Source organism: Streptomyces sp. NBC_00483 (assembly GCF_036013745.1).
In the GTDB taxonomy this organism is placed as follows: domain Bacteria; phylum Actinomycetota; class Actinomycetes; order Streptomycetales; family Streptomycetaceae; genus Streptomyces.
In genome coordinates this window covers 2,889,472-2,914,891 of the sequence record NZ_CP107880.1, presented here as the reverse complement: position 1 = coordinate 2,914,891, position 25,420 = coordinate 2,889,472, and the positions used below count along the sequence as shown (strand labels likewise).

Here is a 25,420-nt window from a genome sequence, read left to right as displayed (position 1 = left end):
CATCTCCTACAGGTCGTGTATGGGCGTCAGCGCTTGGCCGCGGCGAGAGATTCCTTGGCCTTGGCTGCCACGTTCTCCGCGGTGAAGCCGAACTCCTTGAAGAGGACCTTGCCGTCGGCGGACGCGCCGAAGTGCTCCAGCGAAACGATGCGACCGGCGTCACCGACGAAGCGGTGCCAGGTCAGACCGATCCCGGCCTCGACGGCGACGCGCGCCTTCACGGCGGGCGGCAGGACGCTGTCCCGGTACCCCTGCTCCTGCTCGTCGAACCACTCGACACACGGCATCGAGACGACGCGGGTGGCGATGCCCTCGGCCTCCAGCTGCTCGCGGGCCTCGACGGCCACGTGCACCTCGGAGCCGGTGGCGATCAGGATCAGGTCCGGCGTGGCCTTGGAGGCCTCGACGAGGACGTAGCCGCCCTTGACGGTGTCCTCGTTGGCCTCGTACGTCGGCACACCCTGGCGGGTCAGCGACAGGCCGTGCGGGTGCGAGACCTCGTACTCCTTCTTGCCGCGCTTGAGGATCTCGCGCCAGGCGATCGCCGTCTCGTTGGCGTCCGCGGGGCGGACGACGTTGAGGCCGGGGATGGCGCGCAGCGACGCGAGGTGCTCGACGGGCTGGTGCGTCGGGCCGTCCTCACCGAGGCCGACGGAGTCGTGCGTCCACACGTAGGTGACGGGCAGCGACATGAGGGCCGACAGGCGCACGGCGTTGCGCATGTAGTCGGAGAACACCAGGAAGGTGCCTCCGTAGATGCGCGTGTGGCCGTGCAGCGCGATGCCGTTCATCTCCGCGGCCATCGAGTGCTCACGGATACCGAAGTGGATCGTGCGGCCGTACGGGTCGGCCTCCGGCAGCGGGTTCCCGGCGGGCAGGAACGACGACGTCTTGTCGATCGTCGTGTTGTTCGAGCCCGCGAGGTCGGCGGAGCCGCCCCACAGCTCGGGGATCACAGCGCCGAGCGCCTGCAGCACCTTGCCGGAGGCGGCACGGGTGGCGACGCCCTTGCCGGTCTCGAAGACAGGGAGCTTCTCCTCCCAGCCGGCCGGCAGCTCGCCCGCGTTGATGCGGTCGAACTCGGCGGCCCGCTCCGGGTTGGCGTTGCGCCACTCGGCGAGCTGCTTGCTCCACTCGGCCTTCGCCTGCGCGCCGCGCTCCAGGGCGCCGCGCGTGTGGCTGATGACCTCGTCGGAGACCTCGAAGGACTTCTCCGGGTCGAAGCCGAGGACGCGTTTGGTGGCGGCCACCTCGTCGTCGCCGAGCGCCGAGCCGTGCGCGGCCTCGGTGTTCTGCGCGTTCGGGGCGGGCCAGGCGATGATCGAGCGCAGGGCGATGAAGGACGGCTTGTCCGTCACGGCCTTGGCGGCCTCGATGGCGTTGTGGACGGCCTCGGGGTCGAGGTCGCCGTCGGCCTTCGGCTCGACGCGCTGGACGTGCCAGCCGTAGGCCTCGTAGCGCTTGCAGGTGTCCTCGGAGACCGCGGTCTCGGTGTCGCCCTCGATCGAGATGTGGTTGTCGTCCCACAGCAGGATCAGGTTGCCGAGCTGCTGGTGCCCGGCCATGGACGACGCCTCGGAGGAGATGCCCTCCTGAAGGCAGCCGTCACCGGCGATCGCGTAGATGTAGTGGTCGAAGGGGCTCTCGCCCGCAGCGGCCTCGGGGTCGAACAGGCCGCGCTCGTAGCGGGCGGCCATGGCCATGCCCACCGCGTTGGCGACACCCTGGCCGAGCGGCCCCGTGGTGGTCTCCACACCAGTGGTGTGCCCGTACTCCGGGTGGCCCGGCGTCTTGGAGCCCCAGGTACGGAACGCCTTCAGGTCGTCCAGCTCCAGGCCGAAGCCGGCCAGGTAGAGCTGGATGTAAAGGGTCAGGGACGAGTGACCCGCGGACAGGACGAAACGGTCCCGCCCGACCCAGTCGGCGTCCGCCGGGTCGTGCCGCATCACCTTCTGGAAGAGGGTGTACGCGGCCGGGGCCAGGCTCATCGCCGTACCGGGATGGCCGTTGCCGACCTTCTGTACGGCGTCGGCGGCCAGGACGCGAGCGGTGTCCACGGCCCGCTGGTCCACATCGGTCCACTCGAAGTCTGTGGTGGTCGGCTTGGTGCTCACCCTGGGTCAGGGCTCCTCTCCACATGTCTCATGCCGGTGACGTCTGTCACCAGCCGTTGTCGAGCCTACCCTCGCTTGAACGTGCTTTTTTTCGAGTCATTCCAGACTGCCGGGAGTCTGTCGGATCCGCCTCCTGACGCGGATCGACGCGCTTTCGACACGTGAATACGCGGCCGCTCAGATGGGGGCTCATCCGTGGTCGGAATTGCTCATCCGCAGGGGCCTCCAATGAGGGGCCCGAAGGGGCGTTACGGCATGCGGGCCAACACGACCCACCCCCACGAAGGGCTGGGTATGGGCAACGTCTAGAGTGGCGTGGTACGCGCGAGCCTTTACCGGGACTTCACATCAAGTGGTCCGCATCGGGGGCTCGCTGGAGTCTCTGTCAGGGGTGTGCGTGACGGCCGTCGAATCCCGTCCACCGGGAGCGCTCGGGACGAGCAACACGAGCAGCAGCCGGGGTCAGCGGCCGTTCGGGGCCCGAGTCAAGGCATTCGTGGCGCTGACCAAGCCGCGAATTATCGAACTGCTTCTCATCACCACGGTTCCGGTGATGTTTCTTGCCGAACAGGGTGTGCCCGACCTTCGGCTCGTGCTGATCACCTGCCTCGGCGGTTACCTTTCCGCGGGCGGTGCCAACGCCCTGAACATGTGGTACGACCGCGATATCGACGCCCTCATGGAGCGCACGTCGCAGCGTCCGCTGGTCACCGGCATGGTCAGCCCGAACGAGTGCCTGGCGTTCGGTATCGCCCTCGCGGTGATCTCGACGCTGCTGTTCGGCTTCGCGGTGAACTGGCTGTCCGCCTGGCTGTCCCTGGGCGCACTGCTCTTCTACGTAGTCGTCTACACGATGATCCTGAAGCGTCGTACGGCGCAGAACATCGTGTGGGGCGGCATCGCGGGCTGTCTGCCCGTCCTCATCGGCTGGTCGTCGGTCACGAACTCCATGTCGTGGGCGCCGGTCATCCTCTTCGGGGTCATGTTCTTCTGGACGCCGCCGCACTACTGGCCGCTCTCCATGAAGGTGAAGGACGACTACGCGCGCGCGGGCGTTCCGATGCTTCCGGTCCTCGCCTCCAACAAGGTCGTGGCCAGGCAGATCGTCGCCTACAGCTGGGTGATGGTGGCGGTCTCGCTGCTGCTCCAGCCGCTCGGCTACACGGGCTGGTTCTACACGGCGGTCGCGCTGCTCGCCGGCGGGTTCTGGCTGTGGGAGGCGCACGGTCTGCAGAACCGCGCCAAGGCCGAGGTCACGGGCGGGAAGCTCAAGGAGATGCGGCTGTTCCACTGGTCCATCACCTATGTGTCGCTGGTGTTCGTGGCGATCGCGGTGGATCCGTTCCTGCGCTGAACTTCATAAGAAGTCCTCGATAAGTGGGGTGCGTGGCCCAGGCCACGCACCCCACTTATCGCTTGTTTGACTACTCGTCGGTAGCATCCTGTCCATGGCAGAGACTCAGACGATTGAGGCGCCCCGCAAGGCAGCCAAGGACGAGCGCCGGGCGGCCAAGCTGGCCCAGCAGATCGGCGCGTTCGCCAAGGCGCACGGCGGTGCCGAGGGACAGCTCGCGTACATCGGTGAGCACGGCACGCGCATCGTGCTCGTCGGCGAGGACGGCGGCTGGGGCGACCTGGTGGCGTCGACGTACGAGGTCGCGCAGAAGGCCGTCGAGAAGGCGGGCATCACCGTCCACGAGGACTTCGACGGCGACTTCGCCGCCAAGGTCGAGACGGGCCCGTACGAATGGAAGCGGATGGCGGGCATCCAGCTCGGCGGTTGAATCGGGCGTTTGTGCGGCTCCGATGTCGAGCAACACCAAACACCCGTTCACCCGTTAGGACTGTAGGAGCACGGTCCATATACGGGGAGCCCGGATGATCGAAACGCCGTCCCTCGTGGATCAGTACTGCCATGGGGTGCTGCGTACGGAGCTGGGCCTCGGGACTTTCGAGGCCCACCTCGGCCGGGGTGAGGGGCCGCCTGCTCCCGGCACCACCTTCTTCGACACCCAGACCGGGTTCGCGGTGCGCCGCTGGTGCCCGCCGCTGCTCGGTCTGGAACCCCACTGTCCGCCCGCCCGCTATCTGGCCAGGCGCCGCGAGCTGGGCGTCGTCGAGGCGGGGCGCAGGTTGCTGCGCGGCAGCGGCATCACCACGTATCTCGTGGACACGGGTCTCGCCGACGATCTGACCGGGCCCGCCGAGCTGGCCTCCGCAGCCCTGAGCGAGGCCCACGAGATCGTCCGCCTCGAACTCCTCGCGGAGCAGGTCGCGGACACCTCTGGGACCGTCGACTCCTTCCTCGCCAACCTCGCCGAATCGGTGCACGCCGCGTCCTCCGGCGCGGTCGCCTTCACCTCGGTCGCCGGCGTACGCCACGGGCTCGCGCTCGAGCCGCAGCCGCCGGGACCTGGCGAGGTGCGCGGCGCGGCGGGGCGGTGGCTGGCGGGGCGGCAGGTCGGCGGCGCCCTCAGGGACCCGGTGCTGCTGCGGCACCTGCTGTGGGTCGCGGTCGCATCGGGGCGCCCGCTGCAACTGCGCTGGGGGGACCTCGACCACACGGATCCGGTGGCGCTCGCCGAGTTCGCCCGCGCCACGGCGGGGCTCGGCACGGACGTGGTGCTGCTGCACGGCTACCCGTACCACCGCCACGCGGCGCATCTGGCGGGCGTCTTCCCGCACGTCTACGCGGACCTGGGGCCTGCGCTCGCCCGTACGGGGGCGCGGGCGGCGGGGCTGCTCGCGGAGTTCCTGGAGCTGGCGCCGTTCGGGAAGCTGCTGTTCTCGACCGGGGCGCAGGGGCTGCCCGAGCTGCATGTGGTGGGCGCGCGGCTCTTCCGGCAGGCGCTCGGGCGGGTGCTCGGGGAGTGGGTCGCCGACGGGGCGTGGTCGCTGAGCGACGCGCAGCGGGTCGCCGGGATGATCGCGTCGGGGACGGCGCGGAGGGTGTACGGGCTCGGAGCTGCCTGAGCGTTCCCGAACCCGTACGGGGGCGTCAGACCGCCGAGAGTTCCTGGCCCGGCTTCGACAGGAGATCCGGCTCCGACACCGGGCGTTCGCGCAGCGAGAGCACCACGCGCACCACCCCGATCCACACCAGCGCCGAGCCCAGCATGTGCAGGCCGACCAGGATCTCCGGCAGGTCCGTGAAGTACTGGACGTAGCCGATGACGCCCTGCGCGAGCAGGATCAGGAACAGGTCGCGGGTGCGGTGCAGCGGGCCCTTGGGGGCGTCGACCGCCTTCAGGACGAACCACAGCGCGAAGGTCAGCGTCACCACGATCCAGGCCAGGACCGCGTGCACCTTCGCGACCGTCTCCCAGTCCAGCGGCATCCGGTGGACGTCGCTGGAGTCGCCCGCGTGCGGGCCCGCGCCGGTCACCACCGTGCCGACGAGGATCAGCAGCGCCGCCGCCGCGACCAGGGCCCAGACCAGCTGCTTGATGGCCTTGCCGACCAGCGGGCGCGGCTCGGAGTCGCCCTCACGGGTGCGCTGCCACATCACGACGGCGACCGTGAGCAGGGTGGTGGTCAGGACGAAGTGGGCCGCCACCGTGTACGGGTTGAGGCCGACCAGGACGACGATGCCGCCGAGCACCGCGTTGCCCATCACGATCCAGAACTGGGCCCAGCCGAGCCGGGTCACCGTGCGCCGCCACGGCTTCTGCGAGCGGGCGGCGATGATCGCCCAGCCGACCGCGGCGCACAGCACGTAGGTGAGCATGCGGTTGCCGAACTCGATGGCTCCGTGGAAGCCCATCTCGCTCGTCGCGGTCAGCGACTGGTCGGTGCACTTGGGCCAGGTCGGGCAGCCGAGGCCCGAGCCGGTCAGGCGCACGGCGCCGCCGGTGCAGACGATGAGCACCGTCATGACGACGGCGGACATGGCCGCGCGCTGGACGGTCCGCTGAGTGGGAGTCCAGTACTCGGCGATGAAGGCGAGCGGATTGCGCAGCGCCCGCGCGGCGTCGGTGGGGGTCAGCTTTGGCACGGGCCCATCGTAGGCGGCCGCTTGTGCACGGCTTCACGAGGGGGACGTAACTGGGCCATCTGTGACGCAAGTTACGCTCCCGCGGGCCTGCCGCGCGCTCACTCCCAGCGGAAGAAGCGCCCCGCCGCGCCCAGCCCCACGACCGCCCAGACGGCCAGGATCCCCAGGTCGCCCCACGGCATCGCCGCACCGTGCTGCAGCACGTCCCGCAGGCCGTCGGAGAGCGCCGAGATGGGCAGCAGGCCGAGGACCGACTGGGCCGCGTCGGGGAACTTGTCGAGCGGCACGATGACGCCGCCGCCGACCAGGAGGAGCAGAAAGACGAGGTTCGCCGCGGCCAGCGTGGCCTCCGCCTTGAGCGTGCCCGCCATCAGGAGACCGAGACCGGAGAACGCCGCCGTGCCGAGCACCAGGAGGAGGAGAACGGCGAACGGGTTCCCGTGCGGGGACCAGCCGAGCGCGAACGCGATGACCGTGAGGAGGACGACCTGGAGCACCTCGGTGACCAGAACCGAGAGCGTCTTCGCCGTCATCAGCCCCCAGCGCGGCAGCGGAGAGGCGCCGAGCCGCTTGAGGACCCCGTAGCGCCGCTCGAAGCCGGTGGCGATGGCCTGGCCGGTGAAGGCCGTGGACATCACGGCCAGCGCGAGGATGCCGGGGGCGAGGAAGTCGACGGCTTTGCCGGAACCCGTGTCGACGATGTCGACCGCCGAGAACAGCACGAGCAGCAGCGTCGGGATGACGACCGTGAGCAGCAGCTGTTCGCCGTTGCGCAGCAGCATCTTCGTCTCGAGCGCGGCCTGGGTCGCGATCATGCGGGGGAGCGGGGCGGCTCCGGGGCTCGGTGCGTACGTACCGGTGCCGCGCTGGGTCTCGGTGGCGCTCATCGGCGCAGCTCCATTCGTGCTCATCAGCGCAGTTCCCGCCCGGTCATTTCCAGGAATACGTCTTCGAGGGTGTGCCGCTCGACGGAGATCTTCTCCGGCATCACGCCGTGCTGGGCGCACCAGGAGGTGACCGTCGCGAGGAGCTGGGGGTCGACCTTGCCGCTGACGCGGTAGGAGCCGGGGGTGAGCTCGACGGCCGCGGCGTCGGCGGGCAGGGCCTTGAGGAGCGAGGCCACGTCGAGCCCAGGACGCCCGGAGAAGCGGAGCGTGTTCTCGGCGCCGCCCTTGCACAGCTGCTCGGGGGAGCCCTGCGTGATGACCTTGCCGGCGTCGACGATCGCCACGTCGTCGGCGAGCTGTTCCGCCTCGTCCATGTAGTGCGTGGTGAGGATGACGGAGACGCCGTCGGCGCGCAGGTCCCGCACCAGGTCCCAGGTGGCGTGCCGGGCCTGCGGGTCGAGGCCCGCGGTCGGCTCGTCGAGGAAGACGAGCTCGGGCCGGCCCACGACGGCCATGGCGAGCGCGAGCCGCTGCTGCTGGCCGCCGGACAGGCGCCGGTAGGTGGTGCGGCCGCAGCTGCCGAGTCCCAGGCGCTCGATGAGGGCGTTCACATCGAGCGGACGGGCGTGCAGCTTGGCGATGTGGCGGAGCATTTCGTCGGCGCGGGCGCCGGAGTAGACGCCGCCGGACTGCAGCATGACGCCGATCCGGGGGCGCAGCGCGGAGGCCTGCTTGACCGGGTCGAGGCCGAGGACCCGGACGGTGCCGGAGTCCGGCCTGCGGTAGCCCTCGCAGGTCTCGATCGTGGTGGTCTTGCCCGCGCCGTTGGGGCCGAGGACGGCCGTGATGCCGGGGGCAGCCGTGAGGTCGAGGCCGTCGACCGCGGTCTTGGATCCGTACCGCTTCACCAGACCGGTGATGTGGACGACTGGCTCACTTCGCATGGTGGGCAAGTCTAGGGACGCGGCGCGGCTCCCGGACGCGCGGGGCGCAAGAAGGCCGCGGACCGGTCAAACGGCGGCGGGGCGGTGCGCGGGCAGCCACTTCTCCGCGTAGGCCACGGCGTCCGCGAGCGGGAAGAGGCGGGCCTCGGCGGCGCCGACCCGGCCGCGGACGACCGGGGTGTCGCGCTCGAAGGCGGCGCCCAGCTCGTCGAACCGGTCGGAGTCGATCGCCACCTCGCGCACGTGTTCCCAGCCGTGGGGCCCCGGCCGCCCGGCGTCCTCGTGGCCGCCCGGGACGCGGTACTCGGCCAGGTGGAAGCCCGTACACGCCTCGTATCCGGCGCCCAGGAGCAGCACGCGCGCGTGCAGTTCCTCCAGGCGTGCCAGCGGGCTGTGCTCGCCGAGCCGGCAGTCGACCGCGTGCCCCTCGGTCACCGTGGCGGCGCACGGTCCGAGCGCCGCGAAGGACGTCTGCGGGTGCGCGCTGCGCAGGGCCCCCGGCCAGGTCCGTACGGCCTCCGGGACGACGCCGACGCCCCGCGTGGGCGTGCTCGCCGGGTCGTACGCGGGCATGGTCGCCCGGATCGTCTCCCACCACGCGCGCGGGACCGGCGGGCGGCTCCACTCGGCCGGGTCCGAGATGTCCGCGGACTGCGTCGGTACGACGAGGGTGCCCTCGGTACCGAGCGCGTCGAGGAGGGCGCGGACGACCGCGACGGCTCCGCCGTTCACCCAGCCGAGGCTGCTGAGGGAGGTGTGGACGAGGAGGGTGTCGCCCGATCGGACGCCGAGCGCCCGGAGATCCGCCGTGAGGGACGCCTGCGTGACGAGTGGGCCGGTCGGGAGGGGTGTGGGCATGGAGAGAGTGTCCTCGCGGGGGTGTCCGGGCGCCACGGAATTAGTCGGCGTGGGCCTTTCCCGCATGAGCGGCCCGATAGGCGGTCCGACCTGCGTTCCGATCGATCAAAGATCGTTTCCGCAGGTCACGGCACGTAATGACTTAGGTTCACCTAAGTGATGTACGGCACCGAGCGCCGATCACCGCCGCGCTTGTCAGGGTCTGAGGAATTACGCAACAATGGCGTTGTGAAAAACGTTGGCGAGGTCCCTGAGGAGCTCGCGACCGGGGAGCGGTCCACCCGCAACCGTGTCGCGCGCTCCATCCTGGACCACGGCCCGTCCACCGTCGCCGAGCTGGCAGCGCGCCTCGGCCTCACCCAGGCCGCCGTACGCCGCCACCTCGACGCACTGGGAGCGGACAAGGTCGTGGAGCCCAGGGACCAGCGTGTCTACGGGGCCCGCACCCGCGGTCGCCCCGCCAAGGTGTTCGCGCTGACCGACTGCGGCCGGGACGCCTTCGACCAGTCCTACGACAAGCTCGCCGCGGAAGCGCTCCGCTGGATCAAGGAGCAGGCCGGCGGCGACGAGGCGCTCGTCTCCTTCGCCCGCGCACGGATCGCCGCACAGGCAGGTCCCTACAAGGCGGCGATCGAGGCGGCAGCCCCCGAAGAGCGCGCCCAGGCCCTGGCGAGGGCCTTGAGCGCGGACGGGTACGCTGCTACGGCGCGTAGCGCACCGGTCGGTGAGCAGCTCTGCCAGCACCACTGCCCAGTCGCCCACGTGGCCGAGCAGTTCCCGCAGCTGTGCGAGGCGGAGACGGAAATGTTCTCCCAGCTGCTCGGTACTCACGTACAGCGACTGGCCACCATCGCCCATGGCGACGGGGTCTGCACGACGTTCATCCCCAAGAACACCCCCAACACGACCACCAACGCATCTGCAAGCACGGCCGGGAGGAACCCCGCATGACTCTCCCCATCGAGGAGACTGCCCACCCTGAGCTCGACGGCCTGGGCAAGTACGAATACGGCTGGGCGGACTCGGACGCGGCCGGCGCCTCTGCCAAGCGCGGTATCAACGAGGACGTCGTCAAGGACATCTCCGCCAAGAAGTCCGAGCCGGAGTGGATGACCAAGCTCCGTCTCAAGGGCCTGAAGCTGTTCGGCAAGAAGCCCATGCCGAACTGGGGCTCGGACCTGTCGGGCATCGACTTCGACAACATCAAGTACTTCGTGCGCTCCACGGAGAAGCAGGCGGAGTCCTGGGAGGACCTGCCTGAGGACATCAAGAACACGTACGACAAGCTCGGCATCCCCGAGGCGGAGAAGCAGCGCCTCGTCGCCGGTGTCGCGGCCCAGTACGAGTCCGAGGTCGTGTACCACCAGATCCGTGAGGACCTGGAGGAGCAGGGTGTCATCTTCATGGACACCGACACGGCCCTCAAGGAGCACCCGGAGCTCTTCAAGGAGTACTTCGGCACCGTCATCCCGGTCGGCGACAACAAGTTCGCGTCGCTGAACACCGCCGTGTGGTCGGGTGGCTCCTTCATCTACGTGCCGAAGGGCGTGCACGTCGAGATCCCGCTCCAGGCCTACTTCCGTATCAACACGGAGAACATGGGCCAGTTCGAGCGGACGCTGATCATCGTCGACGAGGACGCCTACGTCCACTACGTCGAGGGCTGCACCGCGCCGATCTACAAGTCGGACTCGCTGCACTCCGCGGTCGTCGAGATCATCGTCAAGAAGGGCGCCCGCTGCCGCTACACGACCATCCAGAACTGGTCGAACAACGTCTACAACCTGGTCACCAAGCGCGCCGTGGCGTACGAGGGCGCGACCATGGAGTGGATCGACGGCAACATCGGCTCCAAGGTCACCATGAAGTACCCGGCCGTCTACCTGATGGGCGAGCACGCCAAGGGTGAGACGCTGTCCATCGCCTTCGCGGGCGAGGGCCAGCACCAGGACGCCGGTTCCAAGATGGTCCACATGGCGCCGAACACGTCGTCCAACATCGTCTCGAAGTCCGTGGCGCGCGGCGGCGGTCGTACGTCGTACCGCGGTCTCGTCGAGATCGGTGAGGGCGCCCACGGCTCGAAGTCCAACGTGCTGTGCGACGCGCTGCTCGTCGACACGATCTCGCGCTCCGACACGTACCCGTACGTCGACGTCCGCGAGGACGACGTGTCCATGGGCCACGAGGCGACCGTCTCCCGTGTCTCCGAGGACCAGCTCTTCTACCTGATGAGCCGAGGCATGAGCGAGTTCGAGGCCATGGCGATGATCGTGCGCGGCTTCGTCGAGCCGATCGCCAAGGAGCTGCCCATGGAGTACGCGCTCGAGCTCAACCGGCTGATCGAGCTCCAGATGGAGGGCGCGGTCGGCTAGCCCCCAGGGCCGCCAACTGCCTTCTCCATCACGTCACTTACGTAACCGAAAGCGAGCACTACGACAGCCATGGCTGAGGCTCAGAACATCCCGGCGGGGTCGACGACCACCGGAAACATCGCGGTCGCCGCCGAGTCGACCGTCGCCACGCGCATGAGCGCGCCCCCGTCCTACGACGTGCAGGACTTCGCGGTCCCGCACGGCCGTGAGGAGGAGTGGCGGTTCACGCCGCTGGAGCGGCTGCGCGGGCTGCACGACGGCACCGCCACCGCGACCGGCACCGGCGTGAAGGTCGACGTCCAGGCCCCGGCCGGCGTCACCGTCGAGTCGGTCGGCCGCGACGACGCCCGCGTCGGCAAGGCCGGCAAGCCCGTCGACCGGGTCGCCGCGCAGGCGTACTCCGCGTTCGAGCAGGCGTCGGTCGTCTCCGTGCCCAAGGAGACCGTCCTCGACGAGCCGATCCGGATCGCCGTGCACGGCGAGGGCGGCGTCGCCTACGGCCACCAGGTCATCGAGCTGGGTGCCTTCGCCGAGGCCGTCGTCGTCATCGACCACACCGGTGACGCGGTGCTCGCCGCCAACGTCGACTTCCTGCTCGGCGACGGCGCGAAGCTGACCGTCGTGTCCGTGCAGGACTGGGACGACAAGGCCGTGCACGTGGCGCAGCACAACGCGCTCGTCGGCCGCGACGCCTCCTTCAAGTCGGTCGTCGTCACCTTTGGTGGCGACGTCGTCCGCCTGCACCCGCGCGTGAACTACGCGTCCACGGGCGGCGAGGCCGAGCTCTTCGGCCTGTACTTCACGGACGCGGGCCAGCACCAGGAGCACCGCCTCCTGGTCGACCACGCCACCCCGCACTGCAAGTCCAACGTCGTCTACAAGGGCGCGCTCCAGGGCGACAACGCGCACGCCGTGTGGATCGGTGACGTCCTCATCGAGGCCGCCGCCGAGGGCACGGACACGTACGAGCTGAACCGCAACCTGGTCCTCACGGACGGCGCGCGGGTCGACTCGGTGCCGAACCTCGAGATCGAGACCGGCGAGATCGTCGGCGCGGGCCACGCCTCGGCGACCGGCCGCTTCGACGACGAGCAGCTCTTCTACCTGATGGCCCGCGGCATCCCGGCCGACGAGGCGCGCCGCCTCGTGGTCGGCGGCTTCTTCGCCGAACTGGTCCAGCAGATCGGTGTCCCGGACATCGAGGAGCGCCTGCTCGAGAAGATCGCGGCCGAGCTGGAGGCCACGGTCTGATGGCCTTCGTACGCGCCTGTGACCTCAGCGAGCTGGAGAGCGACACCCCCATGCGGGTCGAGCTCGACGGCACGCCGGTCTCGGTCGTCCGCACCGAGGGCGAGGTGTTCGCGATCAACGACATCTGCTCGCACGCGAACGTCTCGCTCTCCGAGGGCGAGGTGGAGGACTGCCAGATCGAGTGCTGGCTGCACGGCTCCGCCTTCGACCTGCGCACCGGCAAGCCGTCCGGCCTTCCCGCCACGCGCCCCGTCCCCGTTTACCCCGTACAGATCGAAGGGGGCAACGTCCTCGTCGACGTCACCGCCTCCCTCACCCAGGAGTCCTGAGACACCCATGGCTACGCTTGAAATCCGAGACCTGCACGTCACCGTCGAGGCCGACAACGCCACGAAGGAGATCCTCAAGGGCGTCGACCTCACCGTGAAGCAGGGCGAGACGCACGCCATCATGGGCCCGAACGGCTCCGGCAAGTCGACCCTCGCCTACTCCATCGCGGGTCACCCCAAGTACACGATCACGCAGGGCACCGTCACCCTCGACGGCGAGGACGTCCTCGAGATGTCCGTCGACGAGCGCGCCCGCGCCGGCATGTTCCTCGCCATGCAGTACCCGGTCGAGGTCCCCGGCGTCTCCGTCTCCAACTTCCTGCGCTCCTCGGCCACCGCGATCCGCGGCGAGGCCCCGAAGCTGCGCACGTGGGTGAAGGAGGTCAAGGGCGCGATGGAGACCCTCCAGATGGACCCGGCCTTCGCCGAGCGCAACGTGAACGAGGGCTTCTCCGGCGGTGAGAAGAAGCGCCACGAGATCCTCCAGATGGAGCTCCTCAAGCCGAAGATCGCGATCCTCGACGAGACCGACTCCGGCCTCGACGTCGACGCCCTGCGCCAGGTCTCGGACGGCGTCAACCGCGTCCGCGAGACCGGCGAGGTCGGCACGCTGCTGATCACGCACTACACGCGCATCCTGCGCTACATCAAGCCGGACTTCGTGCACGTCTTCTCGGCGGGCCGCATCGTCGAGTCCGGCGGCCCCGAGCTGGCCGACACCCTCGAGGCCGAGGGCTACGAGAAGTACACGAAGGGTGGCGTATCTGCGTGACACAGCTGCCGGGCCTCCTTGATACAGAGGCGATCCGCAAGGACTTCCCGATCCTCGACCGGGTGCTTCACGATGACAAGAAGCTCGTGTACCTGGACAACGCGGCGACCTCGCAGACGCCGCGCCAGGTCCTCGACGCCATCGACGAGTACTACACACAGCACAACGCGAACGTCCACCGTGGCGTCCACGTGCTCGCCGAGGAGGCCACGGCGCTGTACGAGGGCGCGCGCGACAAGGTCGCCGCGTTCATCAACGCGCCGAGCCGCGACGAGGTCGTCTTCACGAAGAACGCCTCGGAGTCGCTCAACCTCGTTGCCAACATGCTGGGTTGGGCCGACGAGCCGTACAAGGTCGATCACGAGACCGAGATCGTGATCACGGAGATGGAGCACCACTCCAACATCGTTCCGTGGCAGCTGCTCGCGCAGCGCACCGGCGCGAAGCTGAAGTGGTTCGGTCTGACGGACGACGGCCGTCTCGACCTGAGCAACATCAACGAGATCATCACCGAGAAGACGAAGATCGTCTCCTTCGTGCTCGTGTCGAACATCCTCGGCACCCACAACCCGGTCGAGGCCATCGTGCGCCGCGCCCAGGAAGTCGGCGCCCTGGTCTGCATCGACGCCTCGCAGGCCGCGCCGCACATGCCGCTCGACGTGCAGGCCCTGCAGGCCGACTTCGTCGCCTTCACCGGCCACAAGATGTGCGGCCCGACCGGCATCGGCGTGCTCTGGGGCCGGCAGGAACTCCTCGAGGACCTGCCGCCGTTCCTCGGTGGCGGCGAGATGATCGAGACCGTGTCGATGCACTCGTCGACGTACGCTCCGGCGCCGCACAAGTTCGAGGCCGGTACGCCGCCGATCTCGCAGGCCATCGCCCTCGGTGCGGCGATCGACTACCTGAACTCGATCGGCATGGACAAGATCCTCGCCCACGAGCACGCGCTGACCGAGTACGCGGTCAAGCGCCTCCAGGAAGTCCCCGACCTGAAGATCATCGGCCCCACCACGGCCGAGGACCGGGGCGCGGCGATCTCCTTCACGCTCGGCGACATCCACCCGCACGACGTGGGCCAGGTTCTCGACGAGCTGGGCATCGCGGTCCGGGTCGGCCACCACTGCGCGCGGCCGGTCTGCCTGCGGTACGGAATTCCTGCGACCACGCGAGCGTCGTTCTATCTGTACTCCACGCCCGGCGAGATCGACGCTCTGGTCGACGGCCTGGAGCACGTACGGAACTTCTTCGGTTAAGGGCTGGGGACAGTGAAGCTGGATTCGATGTACCAGGAAGTCATCCTGGACCACTACAAGCACCCGCACGGCCGGGGCTTGCGGGACGGCGACGCCGAGGTGCACCACGTCAACCCGACGTGCGGCGACGAGATCACGCTCCGCGTGAAGTACGACGGCGAGAAGATCGCGGACGTGTCGTACGAGGGCCAGGGCTGCTCCATCAGCCAGGCCTCGGCCTCCGTCCTCAACGACCTGCTGGTCGGCAAGGAACTGTCGGACGCGCGGAAGATCCAGGCGACGTTCCTGGAGCTGATGCAGTCCAAGGGGCAGCTGGAGCCGGACGACGACATGGAGGAGATCCTGGAGGACGCGGTCGCGTTCGCCGGTGTCTCCAAGTACCCGGCCCGAGTCAAGTGCGCCCTCCTGAGCTGGATGGCGTGGAAGGACGCGACGGCTCAAGCCTTCGCGGAGGAGGCGAAGACAGCATGAGTGACAGCACGGCAGTGGAGATGAAGCCGGCCTCCGAGGAGGAGGTCCGCGAGGCGCTGTACGACGTCGTCGACCCCGAGCTGGGCATCGACGTCGTCAACCTGGGCCTGATCTACGGCATCCACGTCGACGACGCGAACATCGCGACGATCGACATGACGCTGACGTCGGCGGCCTGTCCGCTCACGGACGTCATCGAGGACCAGGCGAAGTCCGCGACCGACGGCATCGTCAACGAGCTGCGGATCAACTGGGTCTGGATGCCGCCGTGGGGTCCGGACAAGATCACGGACGACGGCCGCGAGCAGCTGAGGGCGCTGGGCTTCAACGTGTGAGCTTCGTGTGAGCTGATCAAGCCCCTCCGGCGGAAATCGCCGGAGGGGCTTGTTTTTGCCCCGGTTGTGTACGGGCGTACGCATCGATGTGTACACTCGTACACATGGGATACGTGCTGCTGGCCGGCGCCATAGCCGCCGAGGTGGGGGCCACCACCGCCATGAAGTACAGCGAGGGGTTCAGCAGGCTCTGGCCCTCGCTGGTCACCGTCGCGGGCTACATCGTCGCGTTCGCGCTGCTCGCGCAGACGCTGAAGACCGTGCAGATCGGCACCGCCTACGCGATCTGGGCGGGCGCCGGCACCGCCGTCATCGCCGCGATCGGCATGCTGTTCCTGGGGGAGGGGCTGACGCTCGCCAAGGTCGGCGGGATCGTCCTCGTCATCGGCGGGGTCGTGCTGCTCAATCTGGGCGGGGCGCACTGATGGCGCCGCGCCGCTACGACCCCGAGCGCCGCCAGCGGATCATCGACGCCGCGATCCGGGTCGTCGGGTCGAAGGGGATCGGCGGGCTCAGCCACCGCACCGTCGCCCGCGAGGCCGACGTGCCGCTCGGCTCCACCACGTACCACTTCAAGACCCTGGACGAGCTGATGGTGGCCGCGCTGCGGCAGACCAACGAGGGCTTCGCGAAGGTCGTCGCGGCGCACGGCGGGCTCCAGGACCCCGGCAGCGACCTCCCGCACGAGCTCGCCGAGGTGCTCGGCGAGTGGCTGGCCGGGGACCGGGACGGCGTGGAGCTGGAGTACGAGCTGTATCTGGCGGCGCTGCGCAGGCCCGCCCTGCGGCCCGTCGCCGCCGAGTGGTGCGAGGAGCTCGCCGAGCTCGTCGCCCGGCGCACCGACCCGGTCACCGCGCGGGCACTCGTCGCGCTGATGGACGGCATCTCGCTCCAAGTGCTGCTGACCGGCGGCGAGTACGACGCCGGGTACACGCGGGAGATGCTGGCGCGGCTGATTCGGTGACACAGGGGCGGTCGGGCGGCCGGCGCCCGGCACGTGAGACGGGGGCCAGGACCGGTTAGCCTCCGCGGGCCGGTGCCGATTAGGTTTGGGGCATGACCGACACCTCACCTTCCCCCGCAGGTCCCCGCTCCACCGGCGCCGTCGCCGCCGGCCTCGCCACCGTCACCACCGACGGCACCGTTCTCGACACCTGGTTCCCCGCGCCCGAGCTCGTCGCCGAGCCCGGCCCGGCCGGGACCGAGAAGCTCTCCGCCGAGAAGGCCGTGGAGCTGCTCGGTGAGGGCGCGGCGAAGGCGATCGGCCCCGACGCCCGCCGTGGCGTGGAGATCGTCGCGGTACGCACGGTCATCGGGTCCATCGACGACAAGCCGCTCGACGCGCACGACGTGTACCTGCGTCTGCACCTGCTCTCGCACCGCCTGGTCAAGCCGCACGGCGTGAACCTGGACGGCCAGTTCGCCTTCCTCGCCAACGTCGCCTGGACCTCGCTCGGCCCGGTCGCCGTCGACGACGTCGAGAAGGTGCGCCTGAACGCCCGTGCGGAGGGCCTGCACCTCTCCGTCACCTCGATCGACAAGTTCCCGCGCATGACGGACTACGTCGCCCCGAAGGGCGTGCGCATCGCCGACGCCGACCGCGTCCGCCTGGGTGCGCACCTCGCCGAGGGCACCACGGTCATGCACGAGGGCTTCGTGAACTTCAACGCCGGCACGCTCGGCACGTCGATGGTCGAGGGCCGCATCTCCGCCGGCGTCGTCGTCGGCGACGGCTCGGACATCGGCGGCGGCGCCTCCACGATGGGCACGCTCTCCGGTGGCGGCAACGTCCGCATCGTCATCGGCGAGCGCTGCCTCGTCGGCGCCGAGGCCGGCGTCGGCATCGCGCTCGGCGACGAGTGCGTCGTCGAGGCCGGTCTGTACGTCACGGCCGGCACCCGCGTCACGATGCCCGACGGCCAGGTCGTCAAGGCCCGCGAGCTCTCCGGCGCCTCCAACATCCTCTTCCGCCGCAACTCGGTGACCGGCACGGTCGAGGCCCGCCCGAACAACGCGGTGTGGGGCGGCCTCAACGAGGTGCTGCACAGCCACAACTGATCATCGACGGCCGTGACCTGCGGCAGCCGGTACAGGCGAGCGCCCTTCCGTGGTTCACGGGAGGGCGCTCGCCTGTACCGGGAGGGTGTCAGGCGGTCCGGCCGAGGTGGCGGCCGCGCAGGGCCTGGAGGGTGGCGCCCAGGGCCAGGGACTGGAGCAGGGCGCTCACGGCCAGGCCGATGGCGAGGAGCCAGACGGGGGCGTCCAGGCCCCCGACCGCGCCCATGATCCCCATCATGATGAGGGAGGTGGGGGCGGTGAGGAAGAAGGGCCAGACGCCGACGAAGCCGGGGTCCGAAGAGAAGAGCACGACACCGGCCGTGAACACGACGGACGCACCGACGAGTCCCAGGTAGATCGCCGACGCCGGGTTGGTGACGGTCAGGCGCAGAAGAGTGCGGGCGTTCATCGGTCTCCCCGTGGGTGCTGCAGCGGGTGCTGCCGTGCTCGGTCTCTCTCCATGGTCGCCCCGGGGCGCGACGTCGGCATGAGTATCCGTACCTGGTTCGGGGAGGCGGGGACCTCACTGTCTGGTCTGCTCGGCCGGCTACACCCGGCTACACCCAGGGCTGCCATGTCTTGCTGCGTGCCATGTCAGTCAGTTGCTCCGTCGTGAGCGGGGGAGTGGCGGTGCTCGCGGGGCCCTTCTTTGCGTCGGCGGCGTTGGCGGTGGTCAGCACCACGCGGGTGCCGTCCTTGCGCAGCAGGTCGGCGGTGCGCTCCACGAGGTCGCCGTGGCGTTCCTGGTATGTGATCAGGACCGAGCCGTCGGTGAGGTTGCGGGCGGCGCAGCCGGACAGGGTGGCGTCGGACGCGGTCCGGGCGGCGCAGGAGTAGAACGTGCGCAGCTCGGCGCGGGTGGCGGGGCGTATGTTCTTGCCGTCGCTCTTGCTCTCCTCCTTGGCGCGCTGCGCCGCCGCCGACTTGTCGGGTGCCGCCTTCCCGCTCTTGTCCTGCCGACCGTCCGTGGACCGGGCCGCCTTGCGGGCCGCATCCTTGGTGAGCCCGTCGGCGCCGGTCAGCTGGAAGTTGCCCTGCACGTCGACGGTGACCTCGGCGCCGTCCAGCAGCAGCCGGCCGCCCGCGGCGGGCCGTGCCTGGTCGTCGTTGCCGTCCCACCAGTGGGCTCCCGTCGCCTCGCCCTCCGGCAGCAGGTCGCGCAGCTCGGCGACGGCCTCCTTCCCGGTCAGCGCCGTCTTGCCCGGCGGCGCCCCCGTCGCGGCGGCGGCCGGCGCGAACTCGGGGATGGTCACACCGCCCGCCTGGGCCGGTGCCCGGTTCGGGGCGCCCCAGGACACGACCACCACCGCGGCCAGCGCGCTCGCGCAGGCCACGGTGCCCGCGCCCCACAGCGCCCTGCGGCGGGCGCGCATCCGTCGGCCCCGGGCCAGTCCACCGGCCACCAGGGTGTCGGTGGGGGCGGGCGCGTCCTCCGCGTAACCGTCCAGGAGGGCACCGAGGCGGCGCTCGAACTCCGTTTCCTCACCCGACAGTTGGCTTACCTGGTTCCTCACGTCCCCCTCGGCCCGGTGGTGTCCCGGCCGCTCCACTCGCTTCATGGCTGCTCCCTACCTACTTCCCCGTGAGGATGTCGTGCTGGCCCGCCAGGGTGCCGCGCAGGATCTTCAGCGCCCGCATGCTGCGGATGCGCACATTGCCCTCGCTCAGGCCCAGTTCGGCGGCGGTCTGGGCGACGCTGCGGTCCTCCCAGTAGCGCAGGACGACCACGGCCCGGTCCTGCGGCGGAAGCTGTGCCAGTGCGTTCACCAGCGTCAGCCGCAGGGCCGGGTCGCGAGCGCCCGACACTTGCTCCGGCAGCTCGCCCACCGGCTTCTCGTATGTCCGATGCAGCCGGACATACGAGAGGTAGGTGCGCATCAGCATGGCGCGCACATACGCCGGTGGGTGGTCGGCCTTGCGTACGCGCCGCCAGGACACGAACACCTTGCCCAGAGTCGTCTGCACCAGGTCCTCGGCGAGATGATGGTCCCCGCAGACCAGCAGCGCGGCCCGGAACAGGCTCGGGCTGACGGTCCGCATGAACTCCTCGATCTCCTCGGTCCGGTGCGCTGATCCGCGCATCTGTGTCCCCTCCCGACCGTGCGTACGCTCCACACTGATGACGCCTTGGCACGGCCGTCGCGTTACACCCTCAGGACGCCGAATTTCGCCGTGCTCGAACGCGATCGGGGCCTTCGGACCGGTCTGGTCCGAAGGCCCCGAGCAGCGCCGCTGTTTCGCGGGTTCAGCGCCGCAGCGCCTCCGCCGGCTGGATGCGCGCCGCCCGCCACGCCGGATACAGGCCCGCCACCACACCGGTCACCAGCCCGATGACGGGTGCCGAAGCCACCGTCGACGTGTGCAGCACCGGCGTCCAGTCCCGGGCGATGGCGACCCCGACGACGGTCAGGGTGCCGAGGCTCGTCCCGATCAGCCCGCCCAGCGCGCCCATCGCCCCGGACTCGGCGAGGAACTGCGCCGTGATGTGCCCGCCACGGGCCCCCAGGGCGCGGCGCAGCCCGATCTCGCCGGTGCGCTCAAGGACCGCCACCAGCGTCGTGTTGGCGATGCCCACGGCGCCGATGACCAGACAGATCGCGGCGAGCAGCAGGAACAGTTGCTGAAGGTCGTCCGTCACGTTGCCGCGCAGGGTGCGCGGGTCGGGCGGCGGGACCGACTTGAAGTACTCGGGGTGGTCGGGGCGCAGGGCCGTCGCGGCGAGGTGGGCGACCTGGCGGGCCGCGCCCATCTTCGTGGAGATGAGCATCTTGGCCCCACCGGACTCCGGCTCGCCCCAGGTCTTCAGCGCGGTCGAGCGCGGGACGACGACCGAGAGCAGCAGGTCCGCCTTGCGCTCCACATCGTCGATGATGCCGACGACGGTGAACGGCTGGTCCCCGATGAACAGCGCGGGCCGGGTCTCCAGGGTGGTGATGCCGAGCCGTCTGGCCATCCCGGCGCCGATCACCACGACGGGCTGGGCGGTCTTCTCCGCGTACTCGTCGTAGATCCGCCCTTGGGCCATGTGCGGCACCGCCGCCTCGATGACCCCGGGCGAAGCGGCGACGATGCCCGCCCGCTCGCCGTCCGCCGCGTCGCCGACGGGCGAGGAGCGGACGGTGGCGTCGGTGCCACGGGTGTCCACCGTCCAGTACACGCCCGCGTGTTCGACCCCGGAGAGCCGCTCGATCCGCGCGTCGGCGTCCTTGGGGAAGGCGAGGTGGACGAACTCGTTCTGCTCGATGCCCACGTCGTCGACGTTGACCTCGGTCGCGGTCAGCGCGTTGAACCGGGAGTCGATCTGCGAGGACGTCGTCGCCGTGAGGCCGAGGATCGCCACGAACGTGCCGACACCGAGGACGGTGCCGAGCGCGGTGAGGGCGGAGCGGGCCGGGCGCTGGAGCACACCGGCCAGGGACTCGCCGAGCAGATCGCGGGGGTTGAGCACGGAGGGCTCGACGGCGGGGTCACGGCGCCGGCGGCCCGGCCACCGCAGGGCGGGGCGGCGCCGGCCGGTGCCGCGGCGGCCGCTCATACCGCCACCTGCTCGCGCAGGACACCGTCGCGGATGGCCACCGTACGGGCGCCGCGCGCCGCCACCGCCGGGTCGTGCGTGATGACGAGGACCGTCATCCCCGAGCGGTGCAGCTCTTCGAGGAGGACGAGGACCGACTCGGCGTTCTTGCTGTCGAGGTTGCCGGTCGGCTCGTCGCACAGCAGCAGGGAGGGCCGCGACACCAGGGCGCGGGCGATCGCCACCCGCTGGCGCTCACCGCCGGACAGCCGGGTCGGCGCCGCGTCCAGGCGGTGGCCGAGCCCGACCTGCTCCAGCGCCTCGCGGGCGCGGCCCGCGCGTTCACCGCGCGGGGTGTCGTTGTAGACCATGGCCAGCTGCACGTTCTCCCGGGCGCTGCGGTGCGGCAGCAGATGGAAGGACTGGAAGACGAATCCGATGCGGCGTCCGCGCAGCGCGGTGCGGTCGCCGTCGCGCAGCGCGCCGGTGTCGATGCCGTCGAGCAGGTACCGCCCCTCGGTCGGCGCGTCGAGCAGTCCCGCGATGTTCAGGAACGTCGACTTGCCGGACCCGGACGGGCCGACCACGGTCACGAACTCCCCTTGCTCGATACGTAGTTCACAGGGAAGCAGGGCGGGCACCGGCGGCGGACCCGGATAGGTCAGGGCGACCCGCTGGAACTCGATGACGGGCGGCCGCGCCGCTCCTTCGTCGACGCTCACCCGGCGTCCCCCGAGCCGGACCGGATACCGGTGACGACCTGGTCGCCCTCGCCGAGCGCCGCGCCGTCCACCGCCCTGACCTCCACATAACCGTCGCCGTTGGTGCCGGTGCGGACCGCGACCCTGCGCTGCTTGCCGCCGGACGTGACGACGGTGACGACCGTGCCGCCGTCCGACGCGGCGGAGACGGCGGAGACCGGCACGACGAGCGCCTCACCCTCGGTGGACGCCGCCTCGACGGTGAGCCGTACGTCCTGGCCCACGGCGCCCGAGGCGAGCGGGGTGTCGGGCGCCACGACCATTCGGTAGCCCTGGGCCGCGGACTGCTGTCCGGAGCCCGCCTCGCCGCCGCCACCACCCGCTGTCGATGCGGCGGAGCCGTCGTCGGACTGCTCGGCCGCTTCGGGGGTGTCCGCCACCGACCGCACCTCGGCCCGCGTCGTCTTACCCGTCTGCTCCTGCAGGATCTCCGCCTTCTGCCCCGTCCTGACCAGGCCCTTCTGGGCTTCCTGGAGATAGCCGTCCACCACGAGGCGTCCCGCGGACAGCGTCATCACCTTGCCCGTGACCGCCGAGCCGAGGACCGCGGACACACTGTCCACCCGCGCAGGGAACCCCGACAGATACACCACCTCCGAGGCCGGGAGCATGGGTCCCGCCTCGGCCTGCGCCTTGCCCAGCCGGGTGCGGGCCCGCTGAAGGTCCTGGTCCGCGCGGTCCGCGGCCCGCCGGGTCTCCTGTGTCGCGTGCGCGGCACGGGCGTCCTCGGCGTCCTGCGCCGTCCGCTCCGCGGCGGTCACGGCGTCCTGTGCCTCCTGCACGGCGGTCGCGCCGTCGGTCTGCGCGGAGACCGGGTCGTAGCCGATGGAGGTGTAGAAGGCGGCCAGGGCGTGGCGGGTGCCGGAGCCGAACGTGCCGCGCGCGTCCGGGTTCGACGCATGACCCAACTGGGCGAGTGCGGACTGGAGTTGAGCCACGTCGTCACCGGTCGCCCCGGACTTCAGGTCCCGGTAGACCGGAACCTTCCCCTTGAGGGCGAACACCGGGCGCCCGGAAATCTCGGCGATCACCTGCCCCGCCACGACCTTGGAGCCGACCGGCTTGGGTGCCTTGGTGACGACGGAGCGGCTCGTGCCCGCGGTGCCCGCCGCCCCCGACACCGTGACGTCCACGGACTGTCCTGCCGCCACCGTGCCGCGCAGCACGACGGAGTCCTTCAGCACCCGCTTCTCCACGGGCGCGGTCAGCACCCCCTGGTGCGGGGCCTTGGCCTCGGCCGCGACCTGCGCGGGGGACCGCACCACCAGCGACGCGGCGACACCCGCGCCGGTCAGCACCAGCGCGCCGCCCGCGACGAGGGCCACGACCCGGCGCCGACGCCCGAGCCCGGCGTCCCCGCCCGGACTGCCGTCCGTCGGTACGTCGCCGCGCCGCCGCCGGCCGCGCCCAGCGCGCGGAGGACGGTCGACGGGCGCCGTGTCCTCGACCGGCAGGGTGTCCTCGCCCGGCATGTCGGCGGCGCCGCGGGCGCTGCGGGCCTCGGATTCGATCATCGTGTCTCTCCAGGCCGGTGGCGTCCGGCGCTCGTCGTCTGGTGGCCGTCAGGTCCCGGTGCGCACTTCACACGTCGTGGACGCCGCGAAGTGCCTGCCGCGTTACGCGACTTGGGCCGCCAGCTTCAACTGCTTGTCGAGCCGCTTCTTCACGTCGTTCAGCGCCTCGGCGTTCTGCTCGATCATCTGCTTCTGGTAGGCGACGTCGACGGAGTACCAGACGCCCAGCACGTTGTTCTTCTGCTTGCAGGCGACGTCGGCGGAGGCGACCTGCTGCTCACGAGGGGTGGCGGTGGTCGTCTTCTGCCACTGGGGGTCGTCGCCGGCCTTCATCGGGTCGGCGTAGGCGTACCCCTTCTGCTTCATGCAGGCCGACCACTTGGTGAACACCGCCCGGACCCGCTTGTCGTTGTACGACTTGGCCCAGCTGTCGGTGTTGACCTTCACCACGACGGGCGCGTCCCCGAAGCCCTGCGCGGAGGTGGCGCCCAGCTTGCGGTTGGCCTCCCCGATGCAGCCGCCGGCCGGGACCTTCTTGCCGTTGATGTCCTGACCGCCCTTGGCCTCGGTCGAACCCGGCTTGACGTTCGCGTCGTTGGTGCCGGTCAGGGCCGTGGTCGCGGCCGGAGGCAGTTTCACCGGGGCCGGCTTGACGACCTTCTTCTCCGAACCCGCGGGCTTGTAACCGTGCACGGCCACGTCGTCGGCGTCCGTCATTCCGTACCGGAACTGCGTGATGCTCTTGGGCTGGAACATCTTCTGCGCCTTCTGGTCCGCGTAGGTGAACCCGAAGTTCTGCATGCAGTCCTGGCGGAGCGTCACGACCGCGTTGTTCAGCTGGTCGGTCTGGTCCTTCGTGTACATGTACGCCTCGATGGGAAGCGACTTGTCCGTCGTGGAGGCCAGCTTGGGCGCGGCGGAGGCGCTGGGTACGGAGGCGGTGTCGACGGAGCCACCCGAACCGGAGGAGGAGTCGCAGCCGGCCACGGCCAGCACAGTGGCGATGCCGCCGAAGGCGATCAGAGACAGGGGAAGAGGGCGCCTGCGCATGGTGATGCTCATCCTTCAGGTGACGTTGGTTCTCTCGGGTGGGGGAGGGCCACTGGCTAGACTGCGAAGCGGGGTGTGCTGCCCAGCTGCATTGGGCAGCACACCCCTTCTTTTCTTCGTTAGACGCCTTGCGAGCCGCGAAGCGTTACAGACGCGGCGTTCCGATGAACTCGGGTCGGCCTAGTAGAACTTGCCCGACGCGTTCTCGTTCTTGAGCGTCGTGTTCAGGTTGGCCTGGCCGCCGGCGCCGATGGGCTGGGAAGCACCCGAGTAGTTGCTGTTGTAGTACATGCGGATGCCGTTGTAGAAGTCCCAGTTGTCCACCGAGGCGACGTTGTTCTTCACCGGGAGGCCGGCACCGGCGCTGCCGGAGGCGCTGGCGCTGAAGTAGTAGTTGGCGTAGTTGGAGATGTTGAAGTACTGCCGGTAGAAGGCACCGGAGTAGTTGCTGTTGTAGTAGAGGCACGCGTAACCGCTGGTGCAGCTCTCGGCGGCGTTCGCCGTACCGGCGGTGGACAGCGCGGTGCCGAGACCCGCGAGGGTGACGGCGCCGGCCAGGGCCAGCCTTCTGACACGCATGGACATGTCCTTTCGTGGGAACGGCGGTGTTCGGAATTTCAACTGCCGTTCGGATTACGGTCGTTGGCGCCACCCGGATTGGTCTCGCGATCACCCAGGCGGCGCCAGGCAGGAATGTAAGGGCCTGGTCATCGCCGGAACAACGGAGTTGATCTCGGTGGCTTGAACCAGCTCTTCCCGCCCTTCGCCGGCCCGCCGATCACGCACCGCTACCCCGTTCTTCACGCAGGGGTGGCGCGGCACGGCACGGAAACGCGCCGCCGGGGATCACGTGGCCAGCACGAAAGACGCACACGAAGGGCACATCTCTCCGGTGAGGGGTGGTGCCCGCCTCATGTGCGTCGCGACGGAGCGCGATCACCGG

General features: G+C 70.0%; 27 protein-coding genes. 14 read left to right on the top strand and 13 right to left on the bottom strand.

Annotated elements, in window-relative coordinates:
* Positions 1–26: 26 nt before the first annotated feature.
* Complete coding sequence (gene tkt, locus OHA73_RS12880) at positions 27–2,114, bottom strand: transketolase (RefSeq protein ID WP_266720883.1); 2,088 nt, start codon at positions 2,112–2,114, stop codon at positions 27–29.
* A gap of 391 nt (positions 2,115–2,505) precedes the next feature.
* Between tkt and OHA73_RS12875 the strand changes: the two genes are divergently transcribed.
* From OHA73_RS12875 to OHA73_RS12865, 3 genes are all read left to right on the top strand, one after another.
* Positions 2,506–3,468 (top strand): heme o synthase, encoded by a 963-nt coding sequence (locus OHA73_RS12875; RefSeq protein WP_266725554.1) that lies wholly within the window; start codon positions 2,506–2,508, stop codon positions 3,466–3,468.
* A 94-nt stretch (positions 3,469–3,562) separates the two neighbouring features.
* A complete protein-coding gene (locus OHA73_RS12870; RefSeq protein WP_266720885.1) occupies positions 3,563–3,898 on the top strand; it encodes a hypothetical protein in 336 nt (111 codons plus the stop codon).
* A 94-nt stretch (positions 3,899–3,992) separates the two neighbouring features.
* Positions 3,993–5,087, top strand: a complete 1,095-nt coding sequence (locus tag OHA73_RS12865; protein ID WP_267070844.1) for an amidohydrolase — start codon at positions 3,993–3,995, stop codon at positions 5,085–5,087.
* A gap of 25 nt (positions 5,088–5,112) precedes the next feature.
* On the opposite strand, the gene OHA73_RS12860 is transcribed toward OHA73_RS12865, so the two are convergent.
* The 4 genes from OHA73_RS12860 to OHA73_RS12845 all read right to left on the bottom strand — a co-directional run bounded on the left by OHA73_RS12860 (position 5,113) and on the right by OHA73_RS12845 (position 8,797).
* Positions 5,113–6,108: a COX15/CtaA family protein gene (locus tag OHA73_RS12860; RefSeq protein WP_267070845.1), complete on the bottom strand. Its 996-nt coding sequence runs from the start codon at positions 6,106–6,108 to the stop codon at positions 5,113–5,115.
* A 98-nt stretch (positions 6,109–6,206) separates the two neighbouring features.
* The gene (locus OHA73_RS12855; protein ID WP_266720891.1) at positions 6,207–6,995 is read right to left on the bottom strand and encodes an ABC transporter permease; all 789 of its coding nucleotides are present in this window, start codon (positions 6,993–6,995) and stop codon (positions 6,207–6,209) included.
* Positions 6,996–7,018: 23 nt separating this feature from the next.
* Positions 7,019–7,939, bottom strand: coding sequence for an ABC transporter ATP-binding protein (locus OHA73_RS12850; protein ID WP_267070846.1), 921 nt, complete (start codon positions 7,937–7,939; stop codon positions 7,019–7,021).
* Between the two features lie 66 nt (positions 7,940–8,005).
* Positions 8,006–8,797, bottom strand: a complete 792-nt coding sequence (locus tag OHA73_RS12845; RefSeq protein ID WP_267070847.1) for an aminoglycoside N(3)-acetyltransferase — start codon at positions 8,795–8,797, stop codon at positions 8,006–8,008.
* Between the two features lie 228 nt (positions 8,798–9,025).
* Here OHA73_RS12845 and OHA73_RS12840 point away from each other — a divergent pair, with 228 nt between their 5' ends.
* From OHA73_RS12840 to dapD, 11 genes are all read left to right on the top strand, one after another.
* The gene (locus OHA73_RS12840; protein ID WP_327655102.1) at positions 9,026–9,748 is read left to right on the top strand and encodes a helix-turn-helix transcriptional regulator; all 723 of its coding nucleotides are present in this window, start codon (positions 9,026–9,028) and stop codon (positions 9,746–9,748) included.
* Positions 9,745–11,169: a Fe-S cluster assembly protein SufB gene (gene sufB / locus OHA73_RS12835; RefSeq protein ID WP_266720897.1), complete on the top strand. Its 1,425-nt coding sequence runs from the start codon at positions 9,745–9,747 to the stop codon at positions 11,167–11,169. Before OHA73_RS12840 ends, sufB begins: the two co-directional genes overlap by 4 nt.
* A gap of 69 nt (positions 11,170–11,238) precedes the next feature.
* Positions 11,239–12,420 (top strand): Fe-S cluster assembly protein SufD, encoded by a 1,182-nt coding sequence (sufD, locus tag OHA73_RS12830; protein WP_266720898.1) that lies wholly within the window; start codon positions 11,239–11,241, stop codon positions 12,418–12,420.
* Complete coding sequence (locus tag OHA73_RS12825) at positions 12,420–12,749, top strand: bifunctional 3-phenylpropionate/cinnamic acid dioxygenase ferredoxin subunit (RefSeq protein ID WP_266720900.1); 330 nt, start codon at positions 12,420–12,422, stop codon at positions 12,747–12,749. Before sufD ends, OHA73_RS12825 begins: the two co-directional genes overlap by 1 nt.
* Before the next feature lie 7 nt (positions 12,750–12,756).
* Positions 12,757–13,521: a Fe-S cluster assembly ATPase SufC gene (sufC, locus tag OHA73_RS12820; protein ID WP_266720902.1), complete on the top strand. Its 765-nt coding sequence runs from the start codon at positions 12,757–12,759 to the stop codon at positions 13,519–13,521.
* Entirely contained in the window at positions 13,518–14,774 is a 1,257-nt protein-coding gene (locus OHA73_RS12815; RefSeq protein WP_266720904.1) for a cysteine desulfurase, read from the top strand. The genes sufC and OHA73_RS12815 overlap by 4 nt, the downstream gene beginning before the upstream one ends.
* Before the next feature lie 12 nt (positions 14,775–14,786).
* Positions 14,787–15,245: a Fe-S cluster assembly sulfur transfer protein SufU gene (gene sufU / locus OHA73_RS12810; RefSeq protein ID WP_266720906.1), complete on the top strand. Its 459-nt coding sequence runs from the start codon at positions 14,787–14,789 to the stop codon at positions 15,243–15,245.
* The gene (locus tag OHA73_RS12805; protein WP_266720908.1) at positions 15,242–15,580 is read left to right on the top strand and encodes a metal-sulfur cluster assembly factor; all 339 of its coding nucleotides are present in this window, start codon (positions 15,242–15,244) and stop codon (positions 15,578–15,580) included. The genes sufU and OHA73_RS12805 overlap by 4 nt, the downstream gene beginning before the upstream one ends.
* 104 nt (positions 15,581–15,684) lie before the next feature.
* Complete coding sequence (locus OHA73_RS12800; protein ID WP_266720910.1) at positions 15,685–16,005, top strand: DMT family transporter; 321 nt, start codon at positions 15,685–15,687, stop codon at positions 16,003–16,005.
* Positions 16,005–16,544, top strand: a complete 540-nt coding sequence (locus OHA73_RS12795; RefSeq protein ID WP_266720912.1) for a TetR/AcrR family transcriptional regulator — start codon at positions 16,005–16,007, stop codon at positions 16,542–16,544. Before OHA73_RS12800 ends, OHA73_RS12795 begins: the two co-directional genes overlap by 1 nt.
* A gap of 92 nt (positions 16,545–16,636) precedes the next feature.
* Positions 16,637–17,638, top strand: a complete 1,002-nt coding sequence (gene dapD, locus OHA73_RS12790) for a 2,3,4,5-tetrahydropyridine-2,6-dicarboxylate N-succinyltransferase (protein WP_266720914.1) — start codon at positions 16,637–16,639, stop codon at positions 17,636–17,638.
* Positions 17,639–17,726: 88 nt separating this feature from the next.
* On the opposite strand, the gene OHA73_RS12785 is transcribed toward dapD, so the two are convergent.
* The 8 genes from OHA73_RS12785 to OHA73_RS12750 all read right to left on the bottom strand — a co-directional run bounded on the left by OHA73_RS12785 (position 17,727) and on the right by OHA73_RS12750 (position 25,056).
* Positions 17,727–18,047 (bottom strand): SCO4225 family membrane protein, encoded by a 321-nt coding sequence (locus OHA73_RS12785; protein WP_266720916.1) that lies wholly within the window; start codon positions 18,045–18,047, stop codon positions 17,727–17,729.
* A 148-nt stretch (positions 18,048–18,195) separates the two neighbouring features.
* Complete coding sequence (locus OHA73_RS12780; protein WP_327655101.1) at positions 18,196–19,197, bottom strand: hypothetical protein; 1,002 nt, start codon at positions 19,195–19,197, stop codon at positions 18,196–18,198.
* 13 nt (positions 19,198–19,210) lie between these two features.
* Complete coding sequence (locus OHA73_RS12775; protein ID WP_266720920.1) at positions 19,211–19,720, bottom strand: SigE family RNA polymerase sigma factor; 510 nt, start codon at positions 19,718–19,720, stop codon at positions 19,211–19,213.
* Positions 19,721–19,883: 163 nt separating this feature from the next.
* Positions 19,884–21,173 carry an ABC transporter permease gene (locus OHA73_RS12770; protein ID WP_267070853.1) on the bottom strand — a complete coding sequence of 430 codons (1,290 nt, stop codon included), beginning with the start codon at positions 21,171–21,173 and terminating at the stop codon, positions 19,884–19,886.
* Positions 21,170–21,874: an ABC transporter ATP-binding protein gene (locus OHA73_RS12765; protein ID WP_266720924.1), complete on the bottom strand. Its 705-nt coding sequence runs from the start codon at positions 21,872–21,874 to the stop codon at positions 21,170–21,172. The genes OHA73_RS12770 and OHA73_RS12765 overlap by 4 nt, the downstream gene beginning before the upstream one ends.
* Entirely contained in the window at positions 21,871–23,427 is a 1,557-nt protein-coding gene (locus OHA73_RS12760) for a peptidoglycan-binding protein (RefSeq protein ID WP_327655100.1), read from the bottom strand. The genes OHA73_RS12765 and OHA73_RS12760 overlap by 4 nt, the downstream gene beginning before the upstream one ends.
* Positions 23,428–23,529: 102 nt before the next feature.
* On the bottom strand, positions 23,530–24,477 hold the full coding sequence (locus OHA73_RS12755) for a hypothetical protein (RefSeq protein WP_266720928.1): 948 nt from the start codon (positions 24,475–24,477) through the stop codon (positions 23,530–23,532).
* A 180-nt stretch (positions 24,478–24,657) separates the two neighbouring features.
* Positions 24,658–25,056, bottom strand: coding sequence for a peptidase inhibitor family I36 protein (locus tag OHA73_RS12750; RefSeq protein ID WP_266720930.1), 399 nt, complete (start codon positions 25,054–25,056; stop codon positions 24,658–24,660).
* Positions 25,057–25,420 lie beyond the last annotated feature (364 nt).

What these genes read in the sequence shown, in the direction of transcription:
- OHA73_RS12785 (WP_266720916.1), bottom strand. Translation starts at nt 18,047, where the DNA reads ATGAACGCCCGCACTCTTCTGCGCCTGACCGTCACCAACCCGGCGTCG.
- OHA73_RS12865 (WP_267070844.1), top strand. Translation starts at nt 3,993, where the DNA reads ATGATCGAAACGCCGTCCCTCGTGGATCAGTACTGCCATGGGGTGCTG.
- OHA73_RS12795 (WP_266720912.1), top strand. Translation starts at nt 16,005, where the DNA reads ATGGCGCCGCGCCGCTACGACCCCGAGCGCCGCCAGCGGATCATCGAC.
- OHA73_RS12805 (WP_266720908.1), top strand. Translation starts at nt 15,242, where the DNA reads ATGAGTGACAGCACGGCAGTGGAGATGAAGCCGGCCTCCGAGGAGGAG.
- OHA73_RS12780 (WP_327655101.1), bottom strand. Translation starts at nt 19,197, where the DNA reads ATGAAGCGAGTGGAGCGGCCGGGACACCACCGGGCCGAGGGGGACGTG.
- sufD (WP_266720898.1), top strand. Translation starts at nt 11,239, where the DNA reads ATGGCTGAGGCTCAGAACATCCCGGCGGGGTCGACGACCACCGGAAAC.
- sufB (WP_266720897.1), top strand. Translation starts at nt 9,745, where the DNA reads ATGACTCTCCCCATCGAGGAGACTGCCCACCCTGAGCTCGACGGCCTG.
- OHA73_RS12825 (WP_266720900.1), top strand. Translation starts at nt 12,420, where the DNA reads ATGGCCTTCGTACGCGCCTGTGACCTCAGCGAGCTGGAGAGCGACACC.
- OHA73_RS12855 (WP_266720891.1), bottom strand. Translation starts at nt 6,995, where the DNA reads ATGAGCGCCACCGAGACCCAGCGCGGCACCGGTACGTACGCACCGAGC.
- OHA73_RS12800 (WP_266720910.1), top strand. Translation starts at nt 15,685, where the DNA reads ATGGGATACGTGCTGCTGGCCGGCGCCATAGCCGCCGAGGTGGGGGCC.
- OHA73_RS12870 (WP_266720885.1), top strand. Translation starts at nt 3,563, where the DNA reads ATGGCAGAGACTCAGACGATTGAGGCGCCCCGCAAGGCAGCCAAGGAC.
- OHA73_RS12770 (WP_267070853.1), bottom strand. Translation starts at nt 21,173, where the DNA reads ATGAGCGGCCGCCGCGGCACCGGCCGGCGCCGCCCCGCCCTGCGGTGG.
- OHA73_RS12750 (WP_266720930.1), bottom strand. Translation starts at nt 25,056, where the DNA reads ATGCGTGTCAGAAGGCTGGCCCTGGCCGGCGCCGTCACCCTCGCGGGT.
- dapD (WP_266720914.1), top strand. Translation starts at nt 16,637, where the DNA reads ATGACCGACACCTCACCTTCCCCCGCAGGTCCCCGCTCCACCGGCGCC.
- OHA73_RS12845 (WP_267070847.1), bottom strand. Translation starts at nt 8,797, where the DNA reads ATGCCCACACCCCTCCCGACCGGCCCACTCGTCACGCAGGCGTCCCTC.
- OHA73_RS12850 (WP_267070846.1), bottom strand. Translation starts at nt 7,939, where the DNA reads ATGCGAAGTGAGCCAGTCGTCCACATCACCGGTCTGGTGAAGCGGTAC.
- sufC (WP_266720902.1), top strand. Translation starts at nt 12,757, where the DNA reads ATGGCTACGCTTGAAATCCGAGACCTGCACGTCACCGTCGAGGCCGAC.
- OHA73_RS12760 (WP_327655100.1), bottom strand. Translation starts at nt 23,427, where the DNA reads ATGATCGAATCCGAGGCCCGCAGCGCCCGCGGCGCCGCCGACATGCCG.
- OHA73_RS12755 (WP_266720928.1), bottom strand. Translation starts at nt 24,477, where the DNA reads ATGCGCAGGCGCCCTCTTCCCCTGTCTCTGATCGCCTTCGGCGGCATC.
- OHA73_RS12775 (WP_266720920.1), bottom strand. Translation starts at nt 19,720, where the DNA reads ATGCGCGGATCAGCGCACCGGACCGAGGAGATCGAGGAGTTCATGCGG.